Annotated in this window: 12 protein-coding genes; 11 read left to right on the forward strand and 1 reads right to left on the reverse strand. The window is 59.3% G+C overall.

Annotation, left to right across the window (positions count from 1 at the left end; translation table 11 throughout):
• Nucleotide 1: 1 nt before the first annotated feature.
• Complete coding sequence (locus tag QSJ36_RS02950) at nucleotides 2–1,069, forward strand: hypothetical protein (RefSeq protein ID WP_146021053.1); 1,068 nt, start codon at nucleotides 2–4, stop codon at nucleotides 1,067–1,069.
• A 587-nt stretch (nucleotides 1,070–1,656) separates the two neighbouring features.
• Nucleotides 1,657–2,085, forward strand: a complete 429-nt coding sequence (locus QSJ36_RS02955; RefSeq protein ID WP_022396110.1) for a hypothetical protein — start codon at nucleotides 1,657–1,659, stop codon at nucleotides 2,083–2,085.
• A gap of 119 nt (nucleotides 2,086–2,204) precedes the next feature.
• Here QSJ36_RS02955 and nifJ read toward each other — a convergent pair whose 3' ends face one another.
• Nucleotides 2,205–5,783 carry a pyruvate:ferredoxin (flavodoxin) oxidoreductase gene (gene nifJ, locus QSJ36_RS02960; RefSeq protein WP_285466745.1) on the reverse strand — a complete coding sequence of 1,193 codons (3,579 nt, stop codon included), beginning with the start codon at nucleotides 5,781–5,783 and terminating at the stop codon, nucleotides 2,205–2,207.
• A gap of 356 nt (nucleotides 5,784–6,139) precedes the next feature.
• On the opposite strand from nifJ, the gene lysS reads away from it, so the two are divergent.
• The 9 genes from lysS to QSJ36_RS03005 all read left to right on the forward strand — a co-directional run bounded on the left by lysS (nucleotide 6,140) and on the right by QSJ36_RS03005 (nucleotide 15,682).
• Nucleotides 6,140–7,621 (forward strand): lysine--tRNA ligase, encoded by a 1,482-nt coding sequence (lysS, locus tag QSJ36_RS02965; protein WP_285466746.1) that lies wholly within the window; start codon nucleotides 6,140–6,142, stop codon nucleotides 7,619–7,621.
• Nucleotides 7,622–7,638: 17 nt separating this feature from the next.
• The gene (locus QSJ36_RS02970; RefSeq protein ID WP_102721684.1) at nucleotides 7,639–8,424 is read left to right on the forward strand and encodes a protein phosphatase 2C domain-containing protein; all 786 of its coding nucleotides are present in this window, start codon (nucleotides 7,639–7,641) and stop codon (nucleotides 8,422–8,424) included.
• Between the two features lie 269 nt (nucleotides 8,425–8,693).
• Nucleotides 8,694–9,350, forward strand: a complete 657-nt coding sequence (gene plsY / locus QSJ36_RS02975) for a glycerol-3-phosphate 1-O-acyltransferase PlsY (protein WP_102749476.1) — start codon at nucleotides 8,694–8,696, stop codon at nucleotides 9,348–9,350.
• Nucleotide 9,351: 1 nt separating this feature from the next.
• Nucleotides 9,352–10,362, forward strand: coding sequence for an NAD(P)H-dependent glycerol-3-phosphate dehydrogenase (locus QSJ36_RS02980; protein ID WP_102727252.1), 1,011 nt, complete (start codon nucleotides 9,352–9,354; stop codon nucleotides 10,360–10,362).
• 57 nt (nucleotides 10,363–10,419) lie between these two features.
• Nucleotides 10,420–10,854 carry an exosortase system-associated protein, TIGR04073 family gene (locus tag QSJ36_RS02985; protein WP_022396104.1) on the forward strand — a complete coding sequence of 145 codons (435 nt, stop codon included), beginning with the start codon at nucleotides 10,420–10,422 and terminating at the stop codon, nucleotides 10,852–10,854.
• A 147-nt stretch (nucleotides 10,855–11,001) separates the two neighbouring features.
• Nucleotides 11,002–11,820, forward strand: a complete 819-nt coding sequence (locus QSJ36_RS02990) for a hypothetical protein (RefSeq protein WP_285466750.1) — start codon at nucleotides 11,002–11,004, stop codon at nucleotides 11,818–11,820.
• A gap of 72 nt (nucleotides 11,821–11,892) precedes the next feature.
• The gene (locus tag QSJ36_RS02995) at nucleotides 11,893–12,954 is read left to right on the forward strand and encodes a radical SAM protein (RefSeq protein ID WP_022396102.1); all 1,062 of its coding nucleotides are present in this window, start codon (nucleotides 11,893–11,895) and stop codon (nucleotides 12,952–12,954) included.
• A complete protein-coding gene (locus tag QSJ36_RS03000; protein WP_285466753.1) occupies nucleotides 12,947–14,194 on the forward strand; it encodes a radical SAM protein in 1,248 nt (415 codons plus the stop codon). Before QSJ36_RS02995 ends, QSJ36_RS03000 begins: the two co-directional genes overlap by 8 nt.
• 198 nt (nucleotides 14,195–14,392) lie before the next feature.
• Entirely contained in the window at nucleotides 14,393–15,682 is a 1,290-nt protein-coding gene (locus tag QSJ36_RS03005; protein WP_022396100.1) for an aminotransferase class I/II-fold pyridoxal phosphate-dependent enzyme, read from the forward strand.
• Nucleotides 15,683–15,720 lie beyond the last annotated feature (38 nt).

Below are 15,720 nucleotides of genomic sequence, written 5' to 3' on the forward strand. Positions count from 1 at the left end.
AATGAATGCTTTAATCACAGGATTATGCTTTTTATGCTGCTCTGCCGCCTTGTTAAAGGCGGCAGAGCAGCCGCCTGTTTTTTCCCTTCATTTTTCCCAGCTTCCTTCTTTTCTCCAGTGGAATATTCGCAAACAGGTTTCCGGACAGGGCGATCTTATTGAATCATGGACGGGCTGGAATCCTGCATTAAAGAATTCAGACGGCCCCAACGGCGGCCTTGTTTTTATGCAGGAAATTGATCTTGTGGGAGACCATGGAAAAGAAAGAATTTTCCTGTACCGGAACCCTGAAATAGCTGGAACTCCTCCCCCGCAGGATGAACATGTAAGGTTTATCTGCAATGCGGATAACTCTTATCTTTATACGGTTCCTTCCTTCTGCCTGCACGGGAAGAAAATCGGCAGTGTTTTTCGTGGTGAAGAAGCTTATTATTTTTGTCCTGACAGGTATGTTAACAGGTATCGCTTTATCTATGGATGGAAGCAATGGGAACTGACGGAACAGTATGGCAGGGTATTGGAATGGAGCGGCTGTGAAGAGACCAATCCCAAAGATGGAACCCGCTGGAAAAGCGGCATGGAGCAGACGGAAAGCGTTTATGTAAATACGGGCGTCATTAAGGAAACATGCTCCCTTTCCCCAGGCAGCCGCCGGGTGCCTCTTTCCCAGGAAACCGAGGGTGAAGATCCGTTTGAAACAATAGTAAAAGAAAAGACAAAATCGCCTGCATCACCTGAACAGGAAAAATTGGCAGAGGACATGCCCTCTGAAACGGTTTGGGTTGTGTCCCTCTTTGAACTTCTTACACAGGATGCTCCCCAGTGGAAATGTTTTAAGGCGGTTTCTTTAAAAGAGGCGGAAAAAGAATGGAGGAAAATTTCCGGTCCTGCCCTTGAGCAATCCCGGAAATGGAATCAGAAAGAAGCCGTGCAGGCTATGGATGCGTTTCTTAACGTGAAGAATCCCCAAGGGGTAAAAAATTGTCCCTTATTCCAATCTCCGGCTGAAACCGCATTGAAAGATGATAAAACGCCGCCGGGCAGTCCCATGGGCGGGGAAGAACCGTAAAACAGAAATGTCCTTGATCTGCGGGCTTGGCGTGTTCATTTGCTGATAGGCTTTCCCCAGCGGGGACATGGGGCCAGAATGGGTACATTCCGCGCACAGAGTTAAGAGGTACTTCCGCATGTACTTTCCACGTAAGCAGGCCATTTTCTTCCATGAAGCGCAAATGCGCGCCCGGGTTCGTGGCAGTGCAACCGGTGCAGTTTGCCTGCGGCCACCGTTATCATGAAGTAAGTGAAGAAGTATTTTACATCATCAGGGACCATGCCGCCGTGCGTACTCCGGAGGGTGAAAAGAATCTGAAGAAGGGGATGCGCTCTCTCCGGATGTCGGTACCCGCTTCATGCCCGATGTGGTGCACTTCCCGGATACGGCTTCCGGAATGGTATGTTCTTCCTCCGGCATGCACCATTTCCAGGAGTCCTGAGCAGTATTCCTGCTCCGGGAGCGTTCTTCCTTCACGCGGGCCGCGCCTGGGGAAGGAGATGCCTGGGACCGTTTTTCTTCCCGGCGGATAGCATGCCGGGATTGGTTTATTTCTTGCGGGGAGGAAAGGCTGCACCTATGCTTGATGCATTCAGACAAGTCCCATGTACGGAAATATTGTTTTGCTTGCGTTGTTTCTGCTGTCATCCATCGTTCCGGGGGTGGAGCCGGACGCTGCTCATTGCTTTTCCGCGAAGGGGTATTTGATCATGGATTCCCTGCTGTTTGCGGGGTGCTTCTGTTTCCAGCTGGTGATGATTTTCATCCAGTGCGGAAATCCGTGGAAAGGCCGCAGATGTGAAAGACCTTCCCTGAAAAGGTTTCTGCTGTTCCGTGGCGCATGGAGCTGCGGCTACTTTCTGGCGTGGTTTCTCGCGGCTGTCACCGCGGGGCAGGCGGTGCACCTGCTGCTGTTCCGGGACTGGAAGAACGGGTGGCTGTGGACGGACGCGCTCGGATGCCTGGCGGCCTGCGCGGGTCTTGTGGCCGGACATGCCGTGGGACTGAAGCTGTGGAAGAAAAGGGTTCTGTGAACCTGCGCGGAAGGCGCCCGTATCCGGCGCGCAGAAAAGAGCTCTCTCCTGTTGAATGAATAAAAACGCCCCTGCCGGACGAACCGTGCAGGGGCGTTGAAATTCAGCGGCTGTACGCTTTATTCCGCGGACTTGTCGGCGCCCATGTTGGCAATGCTCTGGTACAGGTTCCAGCGGTGCCAGACGTCCTTCTGGGCTTCTTCAAGGAGTTTTTCAAATCCTTCCTTGTTGGTCTTCGCCAGAAGCTTGAAGCGGTTTTCGCTGAGAAGCACGTCGCGAAGGTCGCCCTTCGGTCCCTTGCCTTCCACGATCAGCGGATTCTTGCCCTGGAGGGCCAGGTCCGGATTGTAGCGGTAGAGCAGGATGCGGCCGGAATCCACCCATGCCTTCTGCTGCTGCAGGCCCTTGGCCATGTTGATGCCGTGAGAGATGCAGTGGGAGTAGGCGATGATGATGGCGGGGCCGTCATAGGCTTCCGCTTCCACAAAGGCTTTCAGCGTATGTTCGTCCTTCGCGCCGAGGGCGACGGAAGCCACGTACACGTTCCCGTAGGTCATGGCCATGAGGCCCAGGTCCTTTTTCACGCCGGGCTTGCCGGTCGTGGCGAACTTGGCCACGGCAGCGCGCGGGGTGGACTTGGAGCACTGGCCGCCGGTGTTGGAGTACACTTCCGTATCCATGACCAGCACCTTCACGTTCCTGCCGCTGGCCAGGATGTGGTCCAGGCCGCCGTAGCCGATGTCGTAGGCCCAGCCGTCGCCGCCGAGGATCCAGACGCTCTTGCGGACGAGTTTGTCCGCCATGGTCAGGAGGCGTGCACATTCCGGCTTGCCAGTGATTCTCTTCTTGAGTTCGGCGACGTTTTCACGCTGCTGCGCGATGTCCGCCTCATCCTTCTGCGGGTTGGTCAGGATCTGGTCCACCAGTTCCTGGCCCACGATGCCGGCGGCTTCATGGAGGAGCTCAATGGCGTGTTCCATCTGCTTGTCCAGGGAGACGCGGAAGCCAAGGCCGAATTCGGCGTTGTCTTCAAACAGGGAGTTGGACCAGGCCGGTCCGCGCCCTTCGGAGTCATGGGACCACGGGGTGGTGGGCAGGTTGCCGCCGTAGATGGAGGAGCAGCCCGTAGCGTTGGCGACCACCAGCCGGTTGCCGAAGAGCTGGGAGAGCATTTTCACGTACGGGGTTTCACCGCAGCCGGCGCAGGCGCCGGAGAATTCAAACAGCGGGCGCAGCACCTGCATGGAGCGGATGTTGTCCGTCCTTACCTTGGTGCGGTCCACGTCCGGAAGGCTCATGAAGAAGTCCCAGTTGGCTTCCTCCTTGTCGTGAATCTTCAGGGTGGGCACCATGGTCAGGGCCTTGTGGGTGGGGTCCGTCTTGCTCTTGGCCGGGCAGACGTCGGAGCAGAGCGTGCAGCCCGTGCAGTCGTTCGGGGAGACCTGGATGACGAATTTTTCACCCTTCCAGTCCGGATGCTTGGCATCCAGGCATTCAAAGCCTTCCGGCGCGCCGGAGAGGGCGTCCGGAGAGAAGAACTTGCTGCGGATGGCGGCGTGCGGGCAAACGGCCGTGCACTTGCCGCACTGGATGCAGAGGGCGGGATCCCATTCCGGAAGGTCCAGGGCCAGGTTGCGCTTTTCGTACTGGGAAGTGCCGTTCGGGAACGTGCCGTCCACGGGCATCTGGCTGACGGGGATGCTGTCCCCTTCGCCGCACATCATCTTGCCGAGGACGTTCTGGACGTAGTCCGGAGCGTCAGCGGACATGACGGGCGGAATGGCATGGCCGGTGATGGTCTTGCCGGTGGTGTCCACCTGGTGGAGGTTTTCCAGCGTGGCGTCCACGGCGGCGATGTTCTTGTCCACCACTTCCTGCCCCTTCTTGGCGTAGGTTTTGGCGATGGCTTTCTTGATGTAGCCGATGGCTTCATCAGCGGGAATCACGCCGGCCAGCTTGAAGAAGCAGGTCTGCATGATCATGTTGATGCGGCCGCCCATGCCTGTTTTCCGGGCCACGGAGAAGGCGTCAATCGTGTACAGCTTGATGTTCTTGTCCAGAATCTGCTGCTGCATGCGGGCGGGCAGCGTGTCCCACAGCTTGTCCGCGGGGTGCGGGCTGTTCATCAGGAAGGTGGCGCCGTTGGCGGCGTTCTTCAGGAAGTCGAACAGGTCCAGCAGGGAAGGCTGGTGCAAGGCCAGGAAGTTCGCCTTGGTGATCAGGTACGTGGACTTGATCGGGCGCGGGCCGAAGCGCAGGTGGGAGATGGTGGAGGAACCGGATTTCTTGGAGTCGTACACGAAGTAGCCCTGAACGTACAGGTCCGTGTGCTGGCCGATGATCTTGATGGCGTCCTTGTTGGCGCCCACGGTACCGTCGGAACCGAGGCCGAAGAACATGGCGCGCGTCACGTCGTCCGCTTCCGTGGAGTAATCTTCATCATACGGAAGGCTGGTGCCCAGCACGTCGTCGTTGATGCCGATGGTGAAGTGGTTCTTGGGAGCGTCCTGTTCCAGGCTGTCATAGACGCCCTTGACCATGGCGGGAGTGAATTCCTTGGAGGAGAGGCCGTAGCGGCCGCCTACCACCTTGGGCATGCCGTTGGTGAAGGGGAGCGTGCCGGAGCCCTGGGCGTCAAAGAGGGCCTGGATGACGTCCTGGTGGAGCGGTTCGCCCTGGGAGCCGGGTTCCTTGGTGCGGTCCAGCACGGCGATCTTCCTGACCGTGGAGGGGAGCGCCTTGATCAGTTCCGCGGCGGGGAAGGGGCGGAACAGGCGCACCTTGAGCACGCCCACCTTGGCGTTTTCACGGGCGATCATGGCTTCCACCGTTTCTTCCACGGCTTCCGCGCCGGAACCCATCAGGATGATCACGCGTTCAGCGTCCGGGGCGCCGGAGTAGTCCACCAGATGGTAGGAACGGCCCGTGAGGTCCGCAAACCTGTCCATGGCCTTCTGCACGATGGCGGGGGTGGCTTCATAGAATTGGTTGACCGTTTCACGGCCCTGGAAGTAAACGTCCGGGTTCTGGGCGGTGCCGCGCAGCACGGGAGCGTCAGGCGTCAGGGCGCGTTCGCGGAAGGAGTCCGCCCATTCCTGCTTGATCATGCCGTTGAGCGTATCGTCCGTGATATCTGCAATCTTGCCGATTTCATGGGACGTGCGGAAGCCGTCAAAGAAGTTCATGAACGGAACGCGGGATTCCAGCGTGGCGGCGTGGGAAATGGCGGCAAAATCCGCGGCTTCCTGCGTGGAGGAGCCGCACAGCATGGCCCAGCCGCAGGAGCGGGCGCTCATCACGTCGCTGTGGTCGCCGAAAATGGAGAGGCCCTGGTAGGCCAGGGAACGGGCGGCCACATGGAACACGGCCGGAGTCAGTTCCCCTGCGATCTTGAACATGTTCGGGATCATCAGCAGGAGGCCCTGGGATGCGGTGAAGGTAGTTGCCATGGCTCCGGTCTGGAGGGCGCCGTGAACGGTGCCTGCCGCGCCGCCTTCACTCTGCATTTCCACCACGGAGGGAACGGTGCCCCACAGGTTCTTCCGGTTGACAGCGGCCCAGCTTTCGGCTGATTCACCCATCGGAGAGGACGGTGTAATGGGGTAAATGGCAATGACTTCAGAAAAACGATAGGCTACGGAGGCTACGGCTTCGTTAGCGTCAATCGTGCTGTAAGTTACGGTTGTCTGATCACTCATAAGTCTGCACGGATAGTATATAATTGATAAATAAGGTGCGCCTTAACGGAGTTATTTATAACATGTCTGACGCCGAAGGTAAAAGCAATTATGCGTATGTGGGGTTTTGGCGGCTATTTTTTAATAATAAGACCAGTTTCTTTTCAATTCCTTTGAATATCGTGCCTTGCGTGGTTCTCCCGCTCCTTTTTACAGAGGCTGCGGACGGGCATCCACCCCCGCGGGTGCGTCCCCCGGCGCTTGGACTCCGGAAAGGAGGGCAAAAAGGTCCCCGGTTCCGGACAGGCCGCCAAAAATGCCCCCTGCCTGACAATGCACTAGCCAAAACGGAGGCAAGCCTTTAAAATCCCCGCACTATGTCCGAACAACAGCAGGCACATCCGAATACGACGGAATCCGAACTTATTGCCGTGCGCCGCGACAAGCTCGCCAAAATCCGCGAGCTGGGGATTGATCCCTACGGCGCAAGATTTGACGTGACCACCACCCCCGCCGGATTGAAAGCCGATTTCCAGGAAGACAAACAGGTAGCCGTGGCCGGCCGCCTGCTGGCTATTCGCGACATGGGCAAATCCCAGTTTTTCGTCATTGGAGATGTACGTGGCAAAATCCAGGGGTTCCTGCACAGGAATGAAGTGGATGAAACCACCTGGAAGCTGTGGAAGCTCCTGGACCGCGGAGACTGGATCGGCATTGAAGGAACCACCTTCCTGACCCGTACCGGAGAACCCACCGTGAAGGTCTCCGGCCTGACCATTCTTTCCAAGAGCCTCCGCCCCCTGCCGGACAAATGGCATGGCTTGGCGGACAAGGAGGTCACCTACCGCAAGCGCCATCTGGACCTCATTTCCAATGAGGAAAGCGCGTCCCTGTTCGTCACGCGCTCCCTCATGATTGCGGAAATCCGCCGCTTTCTCCAGGAACGCGGCTATCTGGAAGTGGAAACCCCCATGCTTCAGGACGTGGCCGGGGGCGCCGCCGCCAAGCCGTTTGAAACGTACCATAACGCGCTGGACATGCCGCTGACGCTGCGCATTGCTCCGGAACTCTTCCTCAAGCGACTGATGGTAGGCGGCTTCACCAAGATTTTTGAACTCAACCGCAGCTTCCGCAATGAAGGCATCGACCGCCGCCACAATCCGGAATTCACGATGCTGGAAGCCTACTGCGCCTGCGGCGATTTTGAAACCATGGCGAACATGGTGGAGGAACTCATCTGCCATCTGGCGGAAAAATTCTGCGGAGGCCTCCAGATTGACCACAAGGACGCGGAAGGCAACGTGCTTTACACGATCGACCTCAGCCGCCCCTGGAAGCGCGCCGACTACCAGGACCTGATCCGCGGTGTGGCCGGGCAGGACTGGTTTGACATTTCCCCGGAAGAACGCCGCGCCCGCTGTAAAGAGCTGGACGTGGAAATCAGCCCGGATATGAAGGATGTGGACGTCTCCCAGCAGGTATATGAAAAACTGGTGGAGGAAAAAACCATGAACCCCTGCTTTGTCACCCATGTGGCGAAGGACCTGGTTCCCCTGGCCAAGCTGAACAAAGAAAACCCGGACGTGGTGGACGTGTATGAACTGGTGATCAACGGGCAGGAAATCTCACCCGGCTATTCGGAACTGAACGATCCGGACGTGCAGAAGGAACGCCTGGAACACCAGGCCGCCGGGGAAACCCAGCGCGTGGACTACGACTTCATTGAAACGCTGGAATACGGCATGCCCTCCGCAGGCGGCATCGGCATCGGCATTGACCGCGTCATCATGATGCTGACGGGCGCCTCTTCCATCCGCGACGTCCTGCTCTTCCCGCAACTGAAACGGAAGGACAGTTAATTCAGCCCCCCAGCCGCATGGCCCCCCCCACCCCGGATACCCTGGACTGCGCTTCCGCCCAATGGATCGGCAAACGCCGTGAGCAGGAAGACGTGGTTAAAAGCCTTCCCGCCGCCGGCGGGATGCTGGGCATCGTGTGCGACGGCATGGGGGGCCATCTCCGCGGAGACTGCGCCTCCTGCGTGGTGGCGCAGGAATTTGCCGCAGTATTTGCGGAAAGCGGCGTGGAGGATATTCCGGAGCGTCTGACGGAAGCGCTGCATGCCGCCAACCGGGCGCTGGCCGCCATCCAGAAGGAGCCGGAGGAATCCGGAACCACGCTGCTGGCCGTCTTCATCCGCGGCCACTCCCTGTGGTGGATCAGCGTGGGGGATTCCCCCCTGTACTTATGGAGCGGAGCGGACAGCTTCCGCATGGACCGCCTGAATGAAGACCACTCCATGAGGCCCATTGCGGATTGCCTCTACCGGAAGGGGGAAATGTCCCTCCAGGGCGCTCTGCGCCAGCGCTGCGTTCTGCGGTCCGCCGTCATGGGGGGGCCCATGGAACTGGTGGACATCAGCGCCATGCCCCTGCTTCTGCATCCGGGGGATGCGGTGCTGGCCTGCTCGGACGGCTTGCAGGTCTGGAGCGAACTGCTGAGGGAGCCTTCTTTCCTGGCTCTCCAAAAGGCCAGGGACTGTTCCAGCCGGGAGCTGGTGGGAACCATCATGGAGCAGGTGAAGGACATGCTGGAACCGCAGCAGGACAATGCCTCCGTCTGGGCCGCCGTGATGCGGAAACCCTGCACGGACGGTAAATAAACCCGTTCCGGAAAAGGAAAAATAAGACCGGGGGCATCTTCCCCACGAGCGCGGGGCGAGCCTGTGCCGTTTTTACTGCGTCGCTTTTTAAAAGAGGGCCTTTCCTCCGGACGGGGGCGGTGCAGGAAGCCTTCTGGAAATCCGGTGCCGGGGAAGGCCGTTGAATGTTCCGCTGTTCCGCGGGAGCAGGCCGCCGGAAAGAAGCGTCCCGGAGACGATTTCCCCATTGTCATTTGACGGGCGGGGGGGTAGAATACCCTCCGCACGACATGATTGCCTGGATAGTTCTCTATATTGCAGCCTCCTACCTGGTTGGAGCGGTTCCGTTCGGCTACCTTGCCGGCAGGATCAGGGGCCTTGACCTGAGGCGGGAGGGTTCCTGCAACATAGGCGCTACCAATGCATGGCGCGTGCTGGGCTGGAAGTGGGGCCTCTCCGTTTTTGCGCTGGATTTTTTAAAGGGGTTCGTGCCCGTGTTCGGCGCCCTGAACTGGCTGCCGTTCCTGACGGGGGATGCGGGCGGCTGGGACTTCAACGCCGTAGTCGTCCTCGTCTGTTTCGCCGTGGTGCTCGGCCATACCTATACCTGTTTCCTTGGGTTCAGGGGCGGAAAGGGCGTGGCGACGACTGCGGGCGTCTTGTTTGCCCTCAATCCGGTGGTGGCCTGCGTGGCCCTGGGCGCGTGGCTGGTATTCATGGGAATCTCCGGCATCGTGTCGCTGGCCAGCCTGGTGGCTGCCGTGGCGATGATCGCCGCCGGATGGTGGTTCTACCCGCTTTGCCAGGGCGGGGCCGTTTCTCCCCAGATACTTTACATTGCCTTTTTCACGGTGGTGGGGGCTCTGGTCATTCTCAAGCACCGTTCCAACATCGTGAGGCTCCTCAACGGAACGGAACACTCCTTCTATTCCAAAAAGTCCAAGTAAGATGATGAATCGGTTACATAAAATAGCAGTCATCGGCGCCGGTTCCTGGGGTACGGCCCTCTCCATGGTCCTGGCGACCCGGGAATGTGAAGTCGTCCTGTGGACGCCGGAAGAAGCGCAGGCCCGGCAGCTTGCTGAAACCAGGCGCAGCCCGGTCCTGTCGGAAACCGCCGCGCCCCTGGCCCCCAACATCCATCCCACTTGCGACCTGGACCAGGTGAAGGACGCGGAGCTCATCGTGGTGGTGGTGCCTTCCGTAGCCATGCGTTCCGTAGCGCAGCGGCTGCGTGACCTGCCGGTGAGGCCGGACGCCGTCATCGTCTCCTGCACCAAGGGCATTGAACAGGGCTCCCATAAAAGAATGACGGAAATCCTTCAGGAATATCTGCCCTCCAATCCCATAGGCGTGCTCTCCGGCCCCAACCATGCGGAAGACATCTGCCTGGGCCTCCCGTCCGCCTCCCTGATCGGGTTTGAGGATCCGAAATATGCGGACTGGGTGCAGCAGATATTCGCCTCCAAGACCTTCCGCGTTTATTCCGCTACGGACATCATCGGCATGCAGCTGGGGGGAACCATCAAGAACGTCTTTGCCATCGGGGCCGGACTGTGCGAGGGGCTGAACCTGGGAGATAACGCCCAGGCCGCCCTGCTGACCCGCGGCCTGGCGGAAATGACGCGCATCGGCGTAGCCAGCGGAGGCCGCAGGGAAACCTTCATGGGCCTTTCCGGCGTGGGCGATCTCATCGTCACCTGCTATTCCCGCCACTCCCGCAACCAGACGGTGGGGCGGAGGCTGGCGGAAGGAAAAAGCCTCCAGGAAATTCTGGACGCCCTGGGCATGGTGGCGGAAGGGGTGCCCAACACGCTCTCCGTCTATGAAATTGCGCGGAAGCTGGGAGTGAGGACGCCGCTGATTGACGCCGTCTATTCCGTTCTTTATGAATCCAAGCCGCCCATGGAAGCGCTTGTGGAGCTCATGACGCGGGACCCCCGCCCGGAATTAGATTGATTTTTTGTTTTTTTGAGTTGCTTTCCCTCGACAAATTATACTATATAAACAATCAGTATGAAACGTGCCATCATCTCAGCTCTTTTTGCCGCCGGCGCCATCGGTGTCGCCAGTGCGGACATTCAGGCTCCACCCGCTTCCGAATACACCCCCACCCGCAAGCTGGGCCGCGCCATCGCCAACATCATTTACTCCGTTGAAGAAATTCCCCTGGGAATCATCAACTGGACGAGCCGCGAAGGTGACTATGCCGGTTTTTCCGTGGGCATTGTTGATGGCACCACCACCATGCTTGAACGCATGGGCTACGGCATCTATGAACTTGTCACGTTCTGGGCTCCCACCTACAAGTGCACGTACAAGCCCCCCTATCAGGGACGTTGCGGCATGAGCGGCCTTAAGGAATACAATCCCAACGGCGGCCTGAGCGAATTCCCTGCGGAACTCAGCTTCCAGAGCTACTACAAGTACTCCCGCCAGCAGCGCGACTAAGGTCACTGTTAAAAATTTCAAAAGGGCTGTCTGTAATGAAGCAGACAGCCCTTTTTATATGGTGCGGTTGAGCGGTCTTGACAATAGCCGCCATTGACGGGAAAAAGGGGAAAACGTATTCTTCCGTACCGGAAAGGCTTTCCCATCATGAATAAAACAGTTGCTTTCATCGGCCTGGGCGCTGCCGTCTGCATGACGGCCCCCGCATTTGCCCAGGACACCCATCTTTCCCTGACCAAACAGAGCGTTGCCAGCATGCATGAAATTACGGCGGCGCTGGACAAGGTGACGGATGCGCCCGGAGCGGCGGACGCCGTGAAAACGGTTAAAAAGGTGCGTGAAAAGCTGGTGGACCTTGGGAAAAGGCAGTTGGAGCTGCCCGGCGCCACACCGCAGGAACAGGCGCAGATTTCCGCCCAGATGACGGAAGTGCAGAAGATTTCCGCTGAATTGGTGAAATCCCTTGCGCGCTTGAAAAAGGAAGGTCTGCTTACGCCTGACTTGCAGAAGGCCCTGATGGATTTGCAGTCCGTGCAGACGGAACTGGCGCAGGCCTCCCAGGACAAAGCCGCGAAGGCGGAGCCGTTCCCGAAGGATGCGGAAGGCAACACGCATGAAACCCTGCTGGCAAAAACCGTGGATGAAGTCAAAAACCTGGATGAATCCCTGTCCAGGGTGAAGGATGAGGAAACCAGCAAGGCCGCTGTGGACCAGATAGGGCATTACCGGGCCGCCCTGCTGGACATCGCCAAGAAACAGGCCGCCCTGCCGCCCCTCACCCGCAACCAGCAGGCCAAGCTGACGGGAGTGCAGCAGCAGCTTGTGGAAATGATGCAGCCCATCGTCAAGCATGTGACGGCCATCATGCTCTCTCCGGATGCCTCCAGGAATTTGAAGGAGGCCCTGAATTCCCTTTCCGAACTGCCCAAGGAAGTTCAGAAAATCCGTGAAGAGGCGGCCAAGTGAACTTTTTGGGGGAATGCCCCTCTTTTGGACTGGTCAAAAATTATAATTGTTCTAAAGTGACTGTCCTGAGGAATGCGACCGATTTTTAGTGAAACAGATCTCAATGAACGCCCCTTTCTGGTTTTCTGGGAAGTGACGCGCGCCTGCGCGCTGGCGTGCAAGCATTGCCGCGCCGTGGCCCAGCCGCGGCCCCATCCTGATGAACTGACCCATGAGGAAGCCTTGCGCCTGATTGACCAGCTGGCGGAGCTGCGGCCCCCCATGCTGGTGCTGACGGGCGGAGACCCCGTCATGAGGCCGGACATTCTGGAATTGATCCGCGCGGCCGCCGGCAAGGGGCTGCACGTGGCGTTGAGCCCCGCCGCTACAGCCCGGCTGCTGCATGCGGACTTCCATGCCTTGAAGGAGGCCGGAGTTCAAAGCATGTCCCTGAGCCTGGACGGTGCGCATGAAGCCACCCATGACGCCTTCCGCGGCGTTCCCCACACGTATGAGCGGACCCTGCGCGCGGCGGAAATGGCGAAGGAAGCGGGCATGCATCTGCAAATCAACACCACCATCACCAAGAGCACCCTGGGCGAGTTTGACGACTTTGTGGAGCTGATGAAGAAGATGGAGCCGGGCATGTGGAGCGTGTTCCTGCTGGTGCCTACGGGCCGGGCCGCCATGGATGAAATGCCCACGGCGGAAGAAGTGGAGGCCGTCTGGGAAAAACTCAGCAAGGTAAGCCGTGAAGTCCCCTTCGGCGTCAAGACCACGGAAGGGCACCATTACCGCCGCGTGGCGCTTCAGGAAGCCCGCGCGCAGGGGAGCAAGCCCGCGCGCCGCGCCGTTCCCACCCGGGACGGCAAGGGAATCATGTTCATCTCCCATACCGGGGAAATCCAGCCTTCCGGCTTCCTGCCCATTGCGGCGGGAAACGTGCGAACGGATGATCCGGGGGAAATTTACCGCACGCACCCCCTTTTCCTCAAACTCCGGGACGACAATGCTCTGGAAGGCAAATGCGGCCGGTGCGAGTACCGCACCGTATGCGGCGGCTCCCGTTCCCGCGCCTATGCCGTTTACGGAGACATGATGGCGGAAGACAACCTCTGCCCCTACCAGCCCAGGCTTTCACAACACCATGATTAATATTACCAGACTTTGGACAGGGGCGGAACAGCCCGCGGACCATTTGAGATACGGACAGGGCCACGGGCACGGCCGCTCCGCGGGAGGCGCCGTGGAATCCTGCGCTCCGGCTTCGTCCCGCGTCCGCAAGCCCATTGTGGTCTGGAACATCACGCGCACCTGCAACCTCAAGTGCGTGCATTGCTATGCGGACGCCTCCGCCCGGAAATTTGAAGGGGAGCTGGATTGGGACCAGTGCTGCGCGGTCATTGACGATCTGGCGGACTACAAGGTGAACGCCCTGCTGTTCTCCGGCGGGGAGCCGCTGGTGCACCCGCGCTTCATGGAGCTGCTGGAACGGGCCACTGGAAAAGGGCTGAAAGTGACCATTTCCACGAACGGCACCCGCATCACGCCGGAGGCCGCCGCGCGGTTCAAGGAACTGGGCGTGGCGTACGTGGGCATTTCCCTGGACGGCATCGGCGCCGTTCATGACAAGTTCCGCGGAGTGGAAGGCTCCTTTGAACAGGCGGTGCGCGGGTTCAAGCTCTGTAGTGAAGTGGGGCAGAAGACGGGCCTGCGCCTGACGCTGACCCGCAACAACGTGCAGTGCATGGAACAGATTCTGGACTTCATTGACGCCAATGACATCCAGCGCGTCTGCTTCTACCATCTGGTCCCCACGGGCCGCGGCGTGGAAGTGCAGACGTTGACGCAGGAGGAAGCGCGGAACGCCATGGATACGCTGATTGCCCGCGTGGAGGAATGGAAGGCGGAAGGCAAAAACCGTGAAGTGCTGACCGTCACCCAGCCAGCGGACGGCATTTACCTGCTGCTGCGCCAGCTCCGGGAAGGCTCCCCGCTGGCGAAGGAAACCCTGAACCTTCTTCAATGGAACGGCGGCGGGGCGAACAGCTCCGGCCGCGGCATCGCCAACATTGACACGCAGGGCGTGGTGCACCCGGACCAATTCTGGCAATCCGTCACGCTGGGCAATGTGAAGAACAACCTGTTTTCCGATCTGTGGGACGCCAAGGCGGGGGCCGCGGCGGAGATGCTGCCTGAGTTGCGCGGGTCCGACAATCCCCTGGAACGGCAGAAAAAAATTGAAGGCCGCTGCGGCCGCTGCGTGCACTTTGCCCTGTGCGGCGGTGGCTTCCGCACGCGCGCCGCGTTTGCCAACGGGCACTGGTACGGGTCCGACCCCGGCTGCTACCTGACGGAAGAGGAAATTTCCACCCCTCTGCCGGAAATCAGGTAAAATCCGCAGGCTGTTCCCTTCTCCGGAAGAAGCTCCAAATACGGTGGCATATTTCTCAGGCCGTCTTTGGGAACAAGAGCCTCCCGGCACTTGAACGCGGCTGATTGTAACCGCGAAGGCGGGGAGGCAGGGAGCGGCTGGAAATGCCTCCTTTCCCTGCTTTACAAGGGAGGCGGCATGGCATAGCATCCCTGCATCATGAGTCAGGAATTGAGACCGGAAACCCTGTGCGTGCAGGCGGGTTGGACCCCCAGAAAGGGTGAACCCCGCGTATTGCCCATTTACCAGAGCACCACGTTCAAGTATGAAACCAGCGAACAAATGGCCAAACTGTTCGATCTGGAGGAAGCCGGATTCTTCTATACGCGCCTCCAGAACCCCACCAATGAGGCGGTTGCCAGAAAAATCGCCGAACTGGAAGGCGGCGTGGCCGCCATTCTGACCTCTTCCGGGCAGGCGGCCTCCTTCTTTGCCGTCTTCAACATCTGCGAGGCGGGGGACCACATCGTCAGCACCGCGTCCATTTACGGAGGCACGTACAACCTTTTTGCCGTCACGTTCCGGAAAATGGGCATTGAGGTCACCTTTGTGGACCAGGACGCCCCGGCGGAGGAAATCGCCAAAGCCTTCCGTCCCAATACGAAGGCCCTCTTTGCGGAAACCATCTCCAACCCCACGCTTTGCGTGCTGGACATCCGCAAAATGGCGGACATCGCCCATGCGCACGGCGTCCCCCTGATCGTGGACAACACCTTCGCCACCCCCATCAACTGCCGCCCCTTTGAATGGGGGGCGGATATCGTCACCCACTCCACCACCAAGTACATGGACGGCCATGCCGCGGCGGTGGGCGGCGTGATCGTGGACAGCGGCAACTTTGACTGGGAAGCCCACAGGGACAAATTCCCGGGCCTGACGGAGCCGGACCCTTCCTATCACGGGCTTTCTTACAGCAAGAGCTTCGGCAAGGGCGCCTACATCACCAAGGCGACCGTCCAGCTCATGCGCGACCTGGGTTCCATTCAATCCCCGCAGAATGCCTTCCTGCTCAACCTGGGCCTGGAAACCCTCCACCTGCGCGTGCCGCGGCACTGTGAAAACGCGCAAAAGGTGGCGGAATTCCTGCAAGGGCAGGAGGATGTGGCCTGGATCAACTATCCGGGCCTGCCGTCCAACAAATACCATGACCTGGCGCAGAAGCAATTCCGCAACGGGCAATCCTGCGGCGTAGTGACCTTCGGCATCAAGGGCGGCCGTGAACGCGCCATCAAGTTCATGGACAGCCTGAAACTGGCCGCCATCGTTACCCATGTGGCGGATTCCCGCACCTGCGTCCTCCATCCCGCCAGCCATACGCACCGCCAGTTGACGGATGAGCAGCTCATGGAGGCGGGCGTCCGGCCGGACCTCATCCGGTTCTCCGTGGGAACGGAAGCCGTGGAAGACATCATTGCGGACCTCAAGCAGGCTCTGGAAGCCATCCGTTAAACCGGTCTTTCCTTTCTCGTGCGAACAGCCGTTCCGCG

The sequence above is a fragment of the Akkermansia sp. NBRC 115031 genome (assembly GCF_030268505.1).
GTDB lineage: Bacteria > Verrucomicrobiota > Verrucomicrobiia > Verrucomicrobiales > Akkermansiaceae > Akkermansia > Akkermansia massiliensis.